General features: G+C 36.5%; 17 protein-coding genes. 15 read left to right on the top strand and 2 right to left on the bottom strand.

The window, feature by feature from the left end; genetic code table 11:
• The first annotated feature begins 40 nt into the window (after nucleotides 1–40).
• The 14 genes from KJ562_00005 (at nucleotide 41) to KJ562_00070 (ending at nucleotide 11,873) form a co-directional block, all read left to right on the top strand.
• Nucleotides 41–253 (top strand): hypothetical protein, encoded by a 213-nt coding sequence (locus KJ562_00005; GenBank protein ID MBU3964113.1) that lies wholly within the window; start codon nucleotides 41–43, stop codon nucleotides 251–253.
• A 193-nt stretch (nucleotides 254–446) separates the two neighbouring features.
• Nucleotides 447–938, top strand: a complete 492-nt coding sequence (locus KJ562_00010) for an NYN domain-containing protein (protein ID MBU3964114.1) — start codon at nucleotides 447–449, stop codon at nucleotides 936–938.
• Between the two features lie 255 nt (nucleotides 939–1,193).
• Nucleotides 1,194–3,305, top strand: a complete 2,112-nt coding sequence (locus KJ562_00015) for a hypothetical protein (GenBank protein ID MBU3964115.1) — start codon at nucleotides 1,194–1,196, stop codon at nucleotides 3,303–3,305.
• Between the two features lie 154 nt (nucleotides 3,306–3,459).
• Nucleotides 3,460–4,215: a hypothetical protein gene (locus KJ562_00020; GenBank protein MBU3964116.1), complete on the top strand. Its 756-nt coding sequence runs from the start codon at nucleotides 3,460–3,462 to the stop codon at nucleotides 4,213–4,215.
• Between the two features lie 279 nt (nucleotides 4,216–4,494).
• On the top strand, nucleotides 4,495–5,367 hold the full coding sequence (locus tag KJ562_00025; protein MBU3964117.1) for a matrixin family metalloprotease: 873 nt from the start codon (nucleotides 4,495–4,497) through the stop codon (nucleotides 5,365–5,367).
• Nucleotides 5,368–5,489: 122 nt separating this feature from the next.
• On the top strand, nucleotides 5,490–6,032 hold the full coding sequence (locus KJ562_00030) for an NYN domain-containing protein (GenBank protein MBU3964118.1): 543 nt from the start codon (nucleotides 5,490–5,492) through the stop codon (nucleotides 6,030–6,032).
• Between the two features lie 110 nt (nucleotides 6,033–6,142).
• Entirely contained in the window at nucleotides 6,143–6,481 is a 339-nt protein-coding gene (locus KJ562_00035) for a hypothetical protein (GenBank protein MBU3964119.1), read from the top strand.
• Between the two features lie 50 nt (nucleotides 6,482–6,531).
• Nucleotides 6,532–7,017, top strand: a complete 486-nt coding sequence (locus KJ562_00040) for a hypothetical protein (GenBank protein MBU3964120.1) — start codon at nucleotides 6,532–6,534, stop codon at nucleotides 7,015–7,017.
• Nucleotides 7,018–7,233: 216 nt separating this feature from the next.
• Complete coding sequence (locus tag KJ562_00045; protein ID MBU3964121.1) at nucleotides 7,234–8,547, top strand: AAA family ATPase; 1,314 nt, start codon at nucleotides 7,234–7,236, stop codon at nucleotides 8,545–8,547.
• 15 nt (nucleotides 8,548–8,562) lie between these two features.
• On the top strand, nucleotides 8,563–8,949 hold the full coding sequence (locus tag KJ562_00050) for a hypothetical protein (protein MBU3964122.1): 387 nt from the start codon (nucleotides 8,563–8,565) through the stop codon (nucleotides 8,947–8,949).
• A gap of 548 nt (nucleotides 8,950–9,497) precedes the next feature.
• Nucleotides 9,498–9,797 carry a Fic family protein gene (locus KJ562_00055; GenBank protein ID MBU3964123.1) on the top strand — a complete coding sequence of 100 codons (300 nt, stop codon included), beginning with the start codon at nucleotides 9,498–9,500 and terminating at the stop codon, nucleotides 9,795–9,797.
• Between the two features lie 167 nt (nucleotides 9,798–9,964).
• The gene (locus KJ562_00060) at nucleotides 9,965–10,738 is read left to right on the top strand and encodes a DUF4065 domain-containing protein (GenBank protein MBU3964124.1); all 774 of its coding nucleotides are present in this window, start codon (nucleotides 9,965–9,967) and stop codon (nucleotides 10,736–10,738) included.
• Nucleotides 10,728–11,063: a hypothetical protein gene (locus KJ562_00065; protein MBU3964125.1), complete on the top strand. Its 336-nt coding sequence runs from the start codon at nucleotides 10,728–10,730 to the stop codon at nucleotides 11,061–11,063. Before KJ562_00060 ends, KJ562_00065 begins: the two co-directional genes overlap by 11 nt.
• A 72-nt stretch (nucleotides 11,064–11,135) precedes the next feature.
• Nucleotides 11,136–11,873: an undecaprenyl-diphosphate phosphatase gene (locus KJ562_00070; protein MBU3964126.1), complete on the top strand. Its 738-nt coding sequence runs from the start codon at nucleotides 11,136–11,138 to the stop codon at nucleotides 11,871–11,873.
• Nucleotides 11,874–11,903: 30 nt separating this feature from the next.
• Here KJ562_00070 and KJ562_00075 read toward each other — a convergent pair whose 3' ends face one another.
• Nucleotides 11,904–12,470, bottom strand: coding sequence for a hypothetical protein (locus tag KJ562_00075; GenBank protein MBU3964127.1), 567 nt, complete (start codon nucleotides 12,468–12,470; stop codon nucleotides 11,904–11,906).
• A gap of 159 nt (nucleotides 12,471–12,629) precedes the next feature.
• On the opposite strand from KJ562_00075, the gene KJ562_00080 reads away from it, so the two are divergent.
• Complete coding sequence (locus KJ562_00080) at nucleotides 12,630–13,301, top strand: HD domain-containing protein (protein ID MBU3964128.1); 672 nt, start codon at nucleotides 12,630–12,632, stop codon at nucleotides 13,299–13,301.
• Between the two features lie 81 nt (nucleotides 13,302–13,382).
• On the opposite strand, the gene priA is transcribed toward KJ562_00080, so the two are convergent.
• Nucleotides 13,383–15,299 carry a primosomal protein N' gene (priA, locus tag KJ562_00085; protein MBU3964129.1) on the bottom strand — a complete coding sequence of 639 codons (1,917 nt, stop codon included), beginning with the start codon at nucleotides 15,297–15,299 and terminating at the stop codon, nucleotides 13,383–13,385.
• Nucleotides 15,300–15,393 lie beyond the last annotated feature (94 nt).

Consider the following 15,393-nt stretch of genomic DNA (forward strand, 5'->3'; position numbering starts at 1 on the left):
ATATAGGATAAAATTAATATATAAGTAATCTTATAAAGATATGTCAAAAGTTTTAATAATAGTTTCAATAATAATACTTATTCTAATATGTTTATCATTGCTGGGCATAGTAAGATTTGTATGGAATAACGAAGATATGGCTGATGAATATACTCTTTTTGCTACAACGTGCAAATATAGGGGCATAGCTATTCAAACTGGAGATAGAGTCGTTCCAATATTACCGATAATAAAATTTTGTATGCCTATATGATGTTAAAGGATTAATAAGTTTTATACATTGCGGAAAAAATGCTTGACCAAAAAAATGGAGTGAAAATGGTGGCAGGGCTGGTTTTTGGAGATATTTTGAAAATATTTGAAAACAATGGGGGAGAAGGCGTGTTGCGCAATGGATAAGTCCAAAAAATCGCTTTTTGAACGATTTTTTGGTATAATGCGGAGTGATGAGAAAAGAATTAAACAACTACGCTTTTATAGATAGCCAGAATCTCAATTTGGGTATCTTGGAATTGGGCTGGAAATTAGATTTCAGGAAATTTAAGATATATCTTAAAGAAAAATATGGAGTATCGAAAGCGTATCTTTTTATAGGATACTTACCCGAGAATCAAGATATGTATAGATCTCTTCAGGAATATGGATATCTGTTGGTTTTTAAGCCAGTCCTCAAAAATAAAGATGGAGCTGTAAAGGGTAATGTCGATGCGGATTTAGTTTTGCGGGCCATGATTGATTTTGATAAATATGATAAAGCTGTAATCGTGACAAGCGATGGGGATTTTTATTGTTTAGTTAAATATTTGTATAATAAGGAGAAACTGGCAAAAGTATTAAGTCCAAGCCATAAAAATTGTTCTATTTTATTGACTCGAGCCGCAAAAGAGAAAATTATTTTTATGGATAACCTTAGGGTAAAGTTAGAGTATCAGAAATGAAAAAGCACTGCTAAGGGACGAAACCCAGAGAAGTGCCTTCTCGTCGTGATTCTATTTAAAGTATAGCAACCTATTATATTTTGTCAATAGTTTTAGTGTGGATAATCAGGACGAGTAAGGCAGGGACATTTCCGAAGAAAAAAATTGGGTCAGGTCTGGTTTTTAAAACAATGGGGGAGAAGTAAAATAGTGCCAGGTACCAATTATAGTCGCTTTTTAAGCATTTTTGGCATAATTTTGGTATAATAAAAAAATATGGAAGAGCAAAAATTTTATTACGCCCCTCCTAGTCAAGGGAATTCTTACCAGGATAGAATCCCAAGAGAAGAATATCTCCAGGGTATCTTTTATCTCCTAAAAGAAAGCTGGAAGATTTATAAAAAAAGAATCAGAACCTTATTAGGCATATTAATAATTCCAGTAGGATTTTTATTATTTCTTGATATTTTAATTTATTTTTTAGAAAAGACAGATATAATATACACTATTTGGTTTTCGGGAGTGGGAGCAATCTCCTTCTTTGGCTCCGCTTTTCTTTGGTTTTTGGCATGGCCTTCCTTAATCTTTAGTATTAAAGACGATACAGGGATAAAAGAATCTTATCAGAAAGGATGGAAGATATTTTTTTCATACATATGGGTATATCTTTTGTTCATTTTGATTATCTCCGGAGGATTTTTACTCTTTTTGGTTCCAGGAGTCCTTTTTTTGATATGGTTTAGCCTATCTGTCTTTGTTTTGGTTTCTGAGGGGGGAAAAGGATCCGGCGCCTTGTTTAGAAGTAAATGCTTAGTTCGGGGAAAGTTCTGGAAAATATTATGGAGATTTTTGATTTTAGGACTGATAATTGGGGCAGGATTGTTTTTGGTCTTTTCTTTAATTTATTTCGGATCAGCGAATAAGCATATAGAATATCAAATAAATGAGGTAATGGGCTATTTGATCCAACTGTTTATTTTGCCTTTTGTGATAATCTATGCGTTTTTAATTTATAAAAATCTGAAAAAAATTAAGGCCACGATTCCTTGTCAAGAATCACTAAAAAGGCGGAAAATAAAATATATTTTGCCCGGGCTTTTAGGAATAGGGATTATCGGGTTGGGAATAAGCATTTCCTTTTTTAATATATTTTGGGGCAGAGACATTCCTCCCATTGATGATAGCGATTTGTGGCTTTTAAGAGTAGAAATTCCACTAGAAGAAAATTCATTTTATTATTTTAAAGAAATTGGCGAAAAATTTTATTTGCCCGAAGGGAAGGGCGATCTTTTTGAGAGAATGGCTACAGGAGAGCAATGGGATCCGGAGTTTGCGCAAGAATTAATAGAAAATAATAAGGAAACTTTCAGATATTTCGAGAAAGCAGTGGCGCTTCCTTATTTTCAAGAGCTGGAGTGGCAAGACCCAAAAAGCATTAGCTATAATACTAGTATTTTTGGCATGAGAGGGATTAGAGATATGGTCAATTTGAACTTAATTAAAGCTAATTATCTTTTCGTTCAAGGAGAAGAAGAGGAAGCGTTCGATTTACTCGTTAAAACAATTAAAATGGGGCAGATATTGCAAGACAGCCCTAGGTCATCGTTGATTCCTTATTTGTTAGGCATGTCTGTAAAAAATAGTGGGTTAGAAAAATTAAGGGAGTTAATATCCGACGCTACCCTTTCGTCAGAGATATTAAAAAATTACATAGATGAGCTTAAACAGTTTGAAGAGAATAAGGAGGGCTTAGTAGGAAAATGGAAGATGGAGTATGCGGCTTTTGCTAATGCAAAATTAAAAATTGATGCATATTTTGATGGTAAAATTCCTGATGAAGCATTAGAAGAAGTAGGGATGGAAGGATTACCCATTTCACCGCTTTTTGTTCGGTTAAATTATCTTTATAAGCCAAACCAAACTCAAAGATTTTTTGTTGAGCATTTTCGTAATTTAGTTAATAATGCAAGAAAAAACTATTATAATGAAATGATTTTTTCTGAAACTGAGGCCACGCCTTATTCGGGAATAAAAATATTATTTACTGAAAATGTGATAGGTAAATTATTGCGCGATATTATGATGGCGAGCTTCGATGGTGCTTTTAAAAGGAGATGTTTAGAAGATTTTTCTGTGAGGGGGACGCAAATTTTAATGGCGTTTAAGGCCTATCAGGCGGAAACAGGAGGACTACCCACTAATTTAAATGAGCTTATCCCCAAATATTTTTCTGAAATTCCCAAAGACCCCTTTGATGGAGAATTAATAAAATATTCGGCTGAAAGAAAAATAATCTACTCTGTTGGCAAGGATTTACAAGACATTGGTGGAAACGAAGGAGGTGACTGGGGAGCAATGGAAAACCCCACTTTTAAAATTAAATTTTAAATGATTATCGCATTATAGGCACGTAGATAATCTTTGTAATTTATTTTCGCCCACCAGTATAATTTTTGATTAAGGACATCTCTACTAAGTGGTTCCCTATGGCGAGTGAAAATTGGAAAATTGGTGTCAATTTTATTTTTCCATTCCATTATTTATGTTTAAAAAATTAGCCGAAAAAGATGTAGGAGAAAGACTGCAAAAGATTATAGCCCAGTATAAACTTAGCGGTGTCTTGAGCGTCGCTCAGGTGAAAGGCTGGATTTTTAATGATTATGGCGATTCAGCGAGCGAGGCCAGTAATAATTTTCAAAAAAAGTTTTTTCACTGTTTTAAAGATATTAAAGTTATTACTGATATCAAAACTAAAGAATTTGATGAAATTTTGAGAGTCAGCACTGATGCGTGGAATGTCTTTCCTCACCGGTCGTTAGGCGGTAAATCTCCGCAGCAGATGGTGGCAGCAGAAATAAAAAAAGAATCCAGCCCCGAAAAGCTAAGTGATAGCCGTATGCCGAAAGTTATCGTCGGAGGTAGCGAAATGTCTTATGACGGTTATACGGCGATGCTGAAAGAAATGGGAAGACGCCAAAAGCCGTTTAAGCGACAGGTGGAAAAAGAAATTTTGCCTTCTTATAAAGAATTTTTATCTCAAGAAGAAAAATTATCCAAAAAGGAAGCGGAAGAACATTTTAGAGTTGTTGAAATTTTCTTTGAAAGAGCTTTCTGGGTCGGTTTTTTAAGATTTGAGGCAATTAGGCCGGAGTTCGCAACATATGAGTTCCCGCATTGGTGGCAAAACCATGTTCTTTTTCATGATCGGGACGAGAATGAAATCCTATCATCTCTGAAAATGTTCTTGTGTTTTATGAAAACAAAATTCGGCCGAGAATTGAACGGCCGAGAAATATAGATACAGAAAAAGAAGAAAATGGGGACGACTCTGTTTTTTTATAAAATACCGTTCCACTGTTCCGCTTTGTTGAGAACAACCCCTGACCGAGAGAGGTTGCTTGAGAGATAAAATTATCCTTTATAAATCTTCTTCATTTTGGAAGTCCCTAAAAACCCTGATCCCGATAAAGAAAAATAGTGCCAGGCACCAATTAATTCCAATTAATTCAGGCACCAATTAATTTGATATAATGAAACCAGAAAGGTCGAGACCAATAATTTTGTAAGATTATTAAAAATGAAAAAAATAACTTTAGGAGTTTTTGTCGCAGTAATGATTTTAAGTATTTCCGGCATAGCTGGAGCAGGCAAGTTAATTCCAGTAGCAGACCATGCAAAGGAAAAAGCAAAAGCAGACAACTCTCCGGTGATAGAAAAAACAGGCGACCACTTGGTTTTATCACCGCCAGGATTAGAAAGAGTTGTTTTTATTCACTATAAGAAAGGATATGGAGGATTCTGTGACAATGACGGAGTTTGCGAGAAAGACCTCGGAGAGAATCCTAGCTGCGCAGATTGCAAAAACGATAAAGACGAACCAGAAGATCCAACCACAGCGTGTTATGCCTTCTTGGGGGCCAAGTGGCAAGATCTGCCAGTGGATTATGTCATAGACCCTGATAATCCAGACGGATTAACAGAAGGATTTGTGGCTAATGCCATGTTTTCGGGGGCAGAAGAATGGGACAATCACACAAGCGCTGACCTTTTTGGAGGTTATGAAATAGATCATAACTCAAGTTGGGACAGCGATGCTCCTGACGGTAGGAACGAGTTGTTATTCGGAGATTATCCGGAAGACGGAGTCATCGCAGTAACAATAACGTGGGGATATTTCAGAGGGAGACCCAGTGCTAGAAAAATAGTTGAATTTGATATTTTGTTTGATACTGACTTTATTTGGGGAGATGCCACCATTGATTCTGTAGTAATGGATTTGCAAAACATAGCTACTCATGAGTTGGGGCACGGTGTCGGCTTGGCTGATCTATATGAAACAGTCTGTGTCGAAGAAACAATGTATGGTTATTCCAATTACGGAGATGTCGGGAAGAGAGACCTAAATACTGGAGATGTTGCCGGGATTCAAACACTGTACGGCGGATTTTAATCCTTGAATACAAAATAATTTTAATATGAGACAAAGCGAAATCTTTCAATTTTAGAAGATTTTGTTTTTGTGTGTAAAATTAAAATGTGGTCAGCATATCTATTTTTTGATAGAATGAAAATATGCTGAAAACAGAAAACAATTTTGCCTATATAGATGGAGCTAATTTATATGAAGCGGTCAAAGATCTCGGTTGGTCAATTGATTATAAAAGATTCAGAAGATGGTTATCTGAGAAATATTCTGTCAAGAAAGCATATATTTTCATAGGTCTGATTCCTAAACACAAGAGCATTTATACATATCTTCAAGAGTGCGGATTTACCATTGTGTTTAAGGAAGTTGTTTATGACGGAGTCGGGAAACCAAAGGGGAATTGTGATGCGGATTTAGTTTTGCAAGTAGTCAGAGATTATTATGAGCATAATTTTTATAATGCGTTAATAGTAAGCAGCGATGGCGATTATGCGGGTCTAGTAAAATTTTTATATGAGAAAAACAAGTTATTAGGCATATTATCTCCAGCGCCCAAGGGAAAATGCTCAATACTTCTGAAAAGGACTGGGGCTAAAATATCCTATATCAATGACCAGATATCTATTTTGAATACGAGAAATGAAAAAGCCCCCAATGTGGACGGAACCGCACCAGGGTCTTTTTCGTAGTGATGCTATCATATTATCAAACGCATGATGCTTGTCAAGTCATTTTCTGGATTGTAGGGATGTGAAAAATGGTGGCAGGGTTGGTTTGAAATTAAAATGCATTATTAGTTATGAGTCCTCCAATTGTTGAAAAAATAAGTAGTCCGGGTCCAGTATTTCTGATTATTCCATTTATTATAGTGGTGCTTTTTATGATTAATTTTAATCGGACAAATAATGGAAACGATAAAATAGATTGTCTGACGCATAGCGTCACATTTGGAGAGTTAACATCTCTTTCAACAGGAACAGTAGTCACACAAGAGGATGTTGACGAAATTAACCAAAAGCCCCTATGCAGAGATATTTGTTTAGAACAGATAAGATATTCCAAAGAAAATCCGCACTGGCAGGCGAACAATGGTTTGAGGAATATTTGCAGGGATATAGGGTTGCCGTTGCCTATTTGATAAATAAAATAGTGGCAGGCGAGATTACGCTCAATTACTAAATCATTAATATGGGGAAATTTAATTTTAAAGACGAAGAAGATTTTTTGAGGATCAAAAATGAAGCCGAAAGATTTTATCAAGAGATAGGGGTAGTTTATTGTCCTTATTTTAAGGTCAATATCGCATTTAACACAAAGGGACTAAAACATCTTAAATTTAAATCAAACAGGCAGGCCAGGCCGCGCAAAGATCAATATTCGAGATTTAAACTTATAGATTTGGCTCCCAAGGTTTTAGAAGAGTCACATACACTACAAGGCGTTTGGCAGATAAGAAGGTTTGAATCTCAAAAGACGAATAGTAGATGGGAGCGAGTTATGAAAGATGTAATTTATTACGAATTCATTGCAGTCATAAATAATGTGAGAGTAAAAGTTATTATTAAGCAAACATTAGGTGGGGAGAAGCATTTTTGGAGCATAATTCCATTTTGGGGCATTAATAAAGAGACGAGCAAGAGGATTTTACACAGCGGGGACCCGGAAAATGATTAAATCAACCAAAAAATACCGTTTTGCGGTATTTTTTGGTGGCGCTTGGTTACAGCTTGAATATAGCCGTGACAGGGCCAATGCCCTCCAAACACCATTTACACTATAGCATAGAATAAGATGTCAAACAAGAGTTATTAACAGTTGATTGAAATGATAGCGGCGGGCGCTAGATAAGATAAGTCCAAAAAATCGCTTTTTGAGCGATTTTTTGGTATTATGGAATGGAATAAAAATATGACACAGGAGGAATCGTTGAACACAATGAAAATGGGATACAATGTATTCTTAACTGGCCCGCCGGGAAGCGGGAAAACTTTTTTATTGAATAAGTATATTGATTATTTAAAAGAGAATGACCAATCAGTGGCAGTTACAGCCAGCACAGGGATTGCCGCGACCCATATGAACGGGACAACTTTGCATTCGTGGTCTGGGCTTGGAATAAAAGGAACTCTTACAAAAAGCGATATTAAAAAGTTAATGAGAAAGCCATACTTAAGAAAACATTACAAGAATACTAAAGTTTTGATTATTGATGAGGTTTCAATGCTCACAGCAGACCAGTTTGACGCAGTGGACCATGCTTGTCGGCAGTTTAAGGGAAGTTTTATGCCATTTGGAGGAATGCAGGTTGTTTGCTCTGGAGACCTTTTTCAACTTCCGCCGATAAACAAAAGCGGTAAGGAAAAATTTGTGGTTGAAGCAAGGGCGTGGAAAAATATGGATATGAAAATTTGTTATTTGGAAGAACAGCACAGGCACAAAGACAAGGATTTATTTGCTTTGTTAAATCATATTAGAAGCAACAATATTGAAGAATCCAAAAAGATATTAATGAAAAGGTCTCAACAAAAAGACCTTTTGGGAATACCTACGAAATTATATACCCACAACATTGATGTTGACCAGGTAAACAGTATTGAGTTGGAAAAGATTGTGAGCAAAGAGTTTGTTTACCATATGACTGCCACAGGAAAACGAGAGGTTATAGACACATTAAAAAGGGGGTGTTTGGCGCCAGAGCGTTTAGCGTTAAAAAAAGGAGCGCGGGTGATGTTTTTAAAAAATAATTTTGAAGTTGGGTATGTAAATGGAACGCAGGGCATGGTGGTTAATTTTGATATTGAAGGACTGCCGGTTGTTAAAACCATTTATGGCGAAAAAATTACTGCGAAATTAGCCAGCTGGACAATTGACGAAGAGGGGAAAATAATAGCCAGAGTAAATCAGTTGCCATTGCGATTAGCATGGGCCATAACAGTGCATAAAAGCCAAGGAATGAACTTGGATGCTGCAGAAATTGACCTTTCCAAATGTTTTGTTGAGGGAATGGGATATGTGGCATTATCCAGGTTGCGTTCTTTAACTGGCCTAAAGCTTATAGCAATAAATGACATGGCGTTTTATATAAACGAGAAAGCGCTTAATATAGATGAAGAGTTAAGAGAAGCGTCTAAAATAATAGCCCAAGAATTAAAAAAGATTTCTCCAAGTGAAATAGAAAAGAGGCATAACCAATTTTTGATATAATGGTATAATTAATATATGATAAAAACCAATCCAATGCCATTGCGAATACTTTTCTTTTGGTCAGGAATAATTGCCACCCTGTCTTACAGGGCAGTGATTGTTTTAACTTATTTTGACCCACTGTGGATTAAAGTGGCTTGGTATGTCGGGACAGTCGGTTTTATTATTTATTTTGGACACAGGTACAGCATAGAGAAGAAGAGAGCTCAATTGGTTGAGGATTTGCAATTGATAAAAGCAGTGCAAGATGCCAAAGATATCAATAAAGAAAAAACAGAAGCATTATGTTATCTTGTGGAAACAACATTAACCTCTAAAGCACGCTGGAACTCAATGTTTATTTTCATAACATCCATAATTGCGCTAATTATTGGTTTGGTGTTGGATATAATAAAAATGTAAAATTGTGTTTATCGTATCAAAATGATACGATAAACACGCATAATTGATACGAAAGACATGGAAATGAGCCAAAGACAATCAGAAATACTTTTAACAATCCTTAAAAATGGAGCATTGTCGTCTTCTGCTATTTATACAAAAATAACAGAAATTGGCGATAAGATTTCTCTTGTCACTATTAAGCGAGCGCTTTCTGATATGGCGGAATCTGGACTTCTTGTTGTCTCTGGTTCTGGGCCGTCTACAATTTACGAAGCAAGCGCCAAAGGCCGCTTATTTTTTCCTATTGATGCAAGAGAATATTGCACTGTAGAGCCGGACAAAAGATTTGGCTTAAACCGATATAATTTCGAACTATTTCCAGATGTGCCTGCGAACATATTCAATGAGAATGAATTGAAAGCCCTTAATACTGCAACAGCGGAATACAAGAAGCGGACGAAAAATATATCTGCAGTTATTCAAAAGAAAGAACTGGAGAGATTGATTATTGAGCTTGCATGGAAATCATCAAAAATTGAAGGCAACACATACACTTTGAGGAAGCAGTGGAAAATCTTTCAAGGGTCATCTCAAAAGCGAATACAGCTTATGCCAAAGCACTGCTCGCTCTTGTTGGAATTAGCTATATTCAACCATTTGAAGATGGCAATAAACGAACAGCGCGTCTAATGGCTAACGCATTATTGATTTCTAATGGCGTTGCTCCGCTTTCGTACCGGAGCGTAGACGAGAATGAATATCGCGAAGCAATGTTGGTGTTTTATGAAATTAACTCGCTTATGCCTTTCAAAAAAATATTTGTTGGTCAGTATGAATTCGCTGCCACGAATTACGCAGTTAAGTAAAAGAATCTAAAATACTGCGCAAGAAAGGTGTCAAAAAATCGTCCCTCGCCGTGCTCGGCGCGGGACGATTTTTTAATAATTATGTGTGTATAATTTATTTACATTGCTATTGACAAATAATTTTACATAAATTAAGATTGAATAATTGGTAATGAAATAATACTTTTATGTTTTCAAAATTTATTCAACAATTGAGAAAAAAGGGCAATTTTACGCAGGAATTTTTGGCATCGGAGCTAAACATCTCTCGACCCACATATGTCCAAATAGAAAAAGGAGAAAGAGACCTGACTATTTCAGAAGCTAAAAAATTGGCTGCTATTTTTGGCATCTCTTTCGAGAATTTTTTATCTTGCAAGTCGCCGAATCCGAAAATTATTTTAGAAAATACATTGAAAAAAAAGAAGTCAACTGGCAATCTTGAAATTAGAGTAACGAGAAAAAATTTAGAAAAATTTAAACAAGTCCTATTATATGTGTTGGGGAAAATAGGGAGCAAGCCGAATGTCGGCGAAGCCGTGCTCCACAAACTGCTCTATTTTATTGATTTTGATTATTACGAAAAATTTGAAGAGAATTTGATGGGCGCAACATTTATTAAAAATTATCATGGTCCAACATCTGTTGAATTAGGGGCGATTATGAAGAAAATGCAGAAAGATGGAGAGATAGAGCCGGTAAAGAGCCGATATTTTAAATATGACCAGAAAAAGTATTTGCCTCTTAAGCGTCCGAATCTCAATATCCTTTCCGCTCGGGAAATAGGGCATATTGATGATGTTTTAGCGCGACTTTCGGATAAAAACGCAAAAGAGCTGGAGGATTATTCTCATGGAGATATTCCTTGGAAGGCGGGCGAGGAGGGACAGCCTCTTTCTTACGAAAGCGTGTTTTATCGGGATGAGCGTTATTCAGTAAGAAATTACGAAGATGAGCTTTAATGAGCTTCCGGAATTCTCTAAAGAATTTAATCAATTAGCGAAAAAATATAAATCGCTTCCTGGTGATTTAGAAGTATTTAAGCGCGTAATAGCCATAGTGCCTTTGGGGAATGGCAAGCATTTCAATGTTATCACTAAAAATAATCAATGCGCTATTGTAAAAGCGAGATTGTTTTGCAGGTATTTGAAGGGCTCGACTAAGCTTAGAATTATTTACGCATACCACGCAGAACCCCTTTCTTTCTGTTTTTTGGAAATATATTTCAAAGGCAAAAAAGAAAATGAAGACCGTGACAGAATAAAATTGTATCTAGAAAATATTTAAACAACAATTTTTATTGGTAGAAAAAACCGTCCCGAGCTTTCGCTCGGGACGGTTTTTTGATAGAATTAAAAAATGATTGTTTATATCTTATTGGGTTTTATGCAAGGGATATTTGAGTGGATTCCCATTTCCAGCGAAGGAGTAGTGGCTTTGGCAAGCCAATTCCTTGTGAAGGGCATCAACCCTGTTGATATTGCTTTATTTTTGCATTTGGGAACTTTTTTAGCAGTTATGGTGTATTTTTGGAAGGACTGGAAAGAAGTTTTATTATTGAAGAATAAGGAATTATTAAAGTTTTTGACAATCGCAACTTTGGTTTCTTTAGCTATTGGATTTGTTTTGTATAATTTTGTCAGCAAAGTGGTTTTGGGAACTGGCCTTTTATTCATCACTGGCTTTGGTTTGTTGTTTACTGCTTTTTTCAACAAACGCAGGGAAGAAGTTGGGATAGCAGGCAATAAGCTCGCCTTGGTTGCTGGTATTTTTCAGGGCTTGGCAGTCATCCCGGGATTTTCTCGTTCTGCTTCCACGATTTTTGCCTTATCTTTGGGCAAGAAATCCCCTTTTGATATTTTGAAATTATCATATATGATGTCAGCTCCAGTTGTATTGGCTTCGTCTGGATATATTTTCCTTAAAAACCCCGCGATTTTAATAAACGGCTGGATTGCCTTGCCAATAAGCTTTTTGGTCGGGCTGGCAAGTTTGAAAATTTTGTTAAATATTTCTTCAAGAATAAGCTTTGTTAAGTTTGCCGTTATTTTTGGTATTATTTGCTTACTCGGGGGACTAATGGGTTTAGTTATCTGATTATTTCATAAAAAGAGGCGCCACCCAGAGTCATCCGGGCGGCGCTGTTTGTGACTTTTTGCCACGATGCTGATTGTTGTTTGAGAGAGGACAAGGAGAACTATCAAGCTTTTCTGGGAAATCTCCGAACCCCATGGATGTCAGTATGGCCAAGTGTGCTGGTATAGATAGGTTGATGAAGGTTATATTGGAGAGTGGAACCAACATCAATTGTCCAGAAATAGGGAGCGGAGCAGAAGGCACGAGCACAATGTAGAGAATTTCCTCATCAATTTGAGTCACGCCTGTTAGCCAGCCCAGAAACCGATTGCTTCCCCACTCAACCAGGACTACGCCTTTTGCCTGCCTTGTTTTGATCCTGAGGATCTTATACATTATGGCTCTGAATGGATGGGAGAGCATAATTACATAACCAATAGCAGCCAGAGCTGCCAGTGTCAAGGCGCAAGCAACAGACCACTTCAGTATAGTGTTTTTCAGTCCAATGATTTCGAGAATGGGTTCCCATATGTCATTGGATACTCGCAGAGCCCCAATCACAATGTAGGAAATGGCTGCAACAGCCACTCCCCAAAGCATTGCCTTCTTTAGCTTCATATTCACCTCCAGTTTATCGCTGTTTATTTGTTAAAGACCGGTCGTAGATTGTAATAATCTTATTCTTAACCAAAAATCGTTTGCTGTCAATTTTATGTTTGCCAAAAAAGAGCATAAAAGTTAGAATAAATAATCAGAGATTAACAGATTAATAAAAATATGAAGAAAAATATTACGCTTGAGGATGTTAAGGCAGACCCCCAGATTGATGAGTATATAAAGAGGAGTACAGAATTTTTGAGCATTTACCATTATACAGACCACGGAATCGACCATTGTAATCTTGTGTCAGAAAGGGCGCGATATTTGGCAAAGGAAATCGGATTATCGGAAAAAGACCAGGAGCTAACATCCATTGCTTCTTATGCGCATGATATAGGCAATGTTTTAGATAGAAAAAATCATGAATATTGGGGAGCCCTAATGTTCCACAGTATATTTCAGGACAGAATGCCTGCCAATGAATTAGCAACTATTATGCAAGCCATTGCCACCCACGACAATTATCGGGCCCGGATTGTGAATGCTGTTGCTGCAGTTGGGATGATAGCGGATAAATCGGATGTGAGACGGAGCAGAGTAACTGAAAAAAATAAAAATCAGATTGCGAGGGATATTCACAACAGGGTCAATTTTGCCGCTACGAATAATAAATTTGAGGTGGATAAGAAAAATAAAAAGATTATATTAACATTAGAGATAGACACCTCTTTTGTGCCAGTTATGGAATATTTTGAGATTTTTACATACAGAATGGTTCAATGTAGAAAAGCGGCCCAATTTTTGGGCTATAAATTTGGGTTGGTTATCAATGATTTCAAACTTCTTTAGAAAAGTTAGGGTCAGACCCTAACAAATAAAATCCCGCGTTTCAATAAACTCAATGCGGGGTTTTTGTTTTTTTAGCTAAACTTAAAGCAATATCTGTGGTTCGACATCTATTGACCAATCAGGCCCTATCAATTTTTGAATTGTTTTCTTTGTTTCTGACCCATCACCCTTTATTTTCACCACAAGGTGCCAGAAGTATTTATTTTTGACTTTTGACACCAAGGCCGGAGCTGGACCGAGTATTTTTAAATTTGGCAGGGGCTTCTGGATTTTTCTTTTGAAATCAAGCGCTTCTTTTTTTGCAATTGCGTTATCCTTATGAGAGAAACTAAGTTTTATAATTTCTGAAAACGGGGGATAGAGAAATGGCTTACGATGATTTAGCTCTGCTTCAAGAAATCCATTAAAATCATTTTTTCTCAAAAAATCAAATAGGTAAAAATCAGGATTGTATGTTTGGATGAGCATTTCTTTTGCCAAGCAGGAAACCTTGAAAAATATCTGCATTAGGCGTTCTGGAGACCGGTATTCTGGAAAATTGAACAGCGGGTCAGCCAAGATAACAACGCCCAAATCCGCTTCTTTTTTAATTCCTAAAGAAAACAGAAGTTGAGTCCCTATCAAAGTATTGTACTTTCCCATCTGGAAGTCCTGCGATATCTGCTCCTGCCCTTTTCTATCAGGCGCAATGTCGCTGTCTATAATAACGGCTTTCGCTTTTATTTCTTCTATTTTTTCAAGCCCTTCCATTACTTTTTGCGTGCCAGTTCCAAGATATTTTATCCTCCAGCCATTGCATTTTGGACACACAGAAGGCGGGGTCATTGTCTTTCCGCAGTAATGGCAAATCAATAAACCGCTCTTCAAGCCAGGGCCCTTGTGATATACCATTGGCGTATCGCATTCCTGGCACTTAATTATATGACCGCAATCTCGGCATAAAATTGCAGTTGCCAGTCCCTTGCGGCCGACAAATATAATAACCTTTTTGTTCTTAGAAATCACGCTAATAAGTTTTTCTTGAAGTTCTTCGCTGAAAATTGAATAATTTGCTTTTCTCACCTCTTCTTTCATATCCACGATATTAATATTCCGGATAGACGATTGTTGGTCGCTCGCCGGCTGAAATGATTCGTATTCTCCGATTTTAGCTCTATAAAAAGAGTCAAGAGAAGGAAGTTGGCTCCCAAGAACTATTTTTGCTTTAAAAATTTCTGCCAATTTCAATGCCACGGTTCGGGTGTGATATTTTGGATGCTGGTCCCAGGATTTATAATTCTCATTTTCCTCTTCGTCAACAATTATTAATCCAAGATTAGAGAAAGGCAGGAACAAAGAATTTCTTGTGCCTATTATAATATCAATTTTGTTTTGTTGAACATTTTGCCAGCATTTTGTTTCTTCAGATGTCTTGAGCTCGCTGTGGAAAACTTTTATGTTTTTTGAAATTTTTTCCAGAAACAAAAGATATTTGTTGATTCTATTTATTTCAGGAACCAAAAATAGGACAGATTGATTATTTTTAATTGCGATTTTAATTTCTTGAATATAATTTTGGATTCTTTCAGGAGAGTTTAATAGAATAGGGCGGAAAGATTGGACTTGTTCCTTGTGGGTTGGTCCTGTGGATGAAACTTCTTGGGTAAAAAGCTTTTTTCTCCTAAGAATCGCTTTGGGGATAAATAGTTTCAGCACAATACCTATTGGGGAGATGTAATAATCAGACAACCATTGGCATAATTCCATTTGCGGTTTGTGGATAATCGGTTCTTGTGAAATTATTTTTGAAATAGGCTTGAGTTTGAAATAATTTTTTTTGAGTTTCATTTTTATATTTTCTATCGGCTCAACGGTTTTTACTATTGCCTTAATCTCTGCCTTACTCAAGGGCACTGAAACCAAAGAACCGATTTTTAGCTCTTGGCTAAAAAAATAGGTAAGGACTTGGGAATCGCAATAAGCGATTTTCACTAATGGTATCACTTCAATAATATACATAATAAATAAAATAGAATATCGTCAGTGATTTCAGTATAATTCCAAGTTACACAAGGGTCAATTTAGAAAAAAAAAGAAACCCTCAAGGGGTTAT

The sequence above is a fragment of the Patescibacteria group bacterium genome (genome assembly GCA_018900835.1).
Lineage (GTDB): Bacteria > Patescibacteriota > Minisyncoccia > Minisyncoccales > PEYH01 > PEYH01.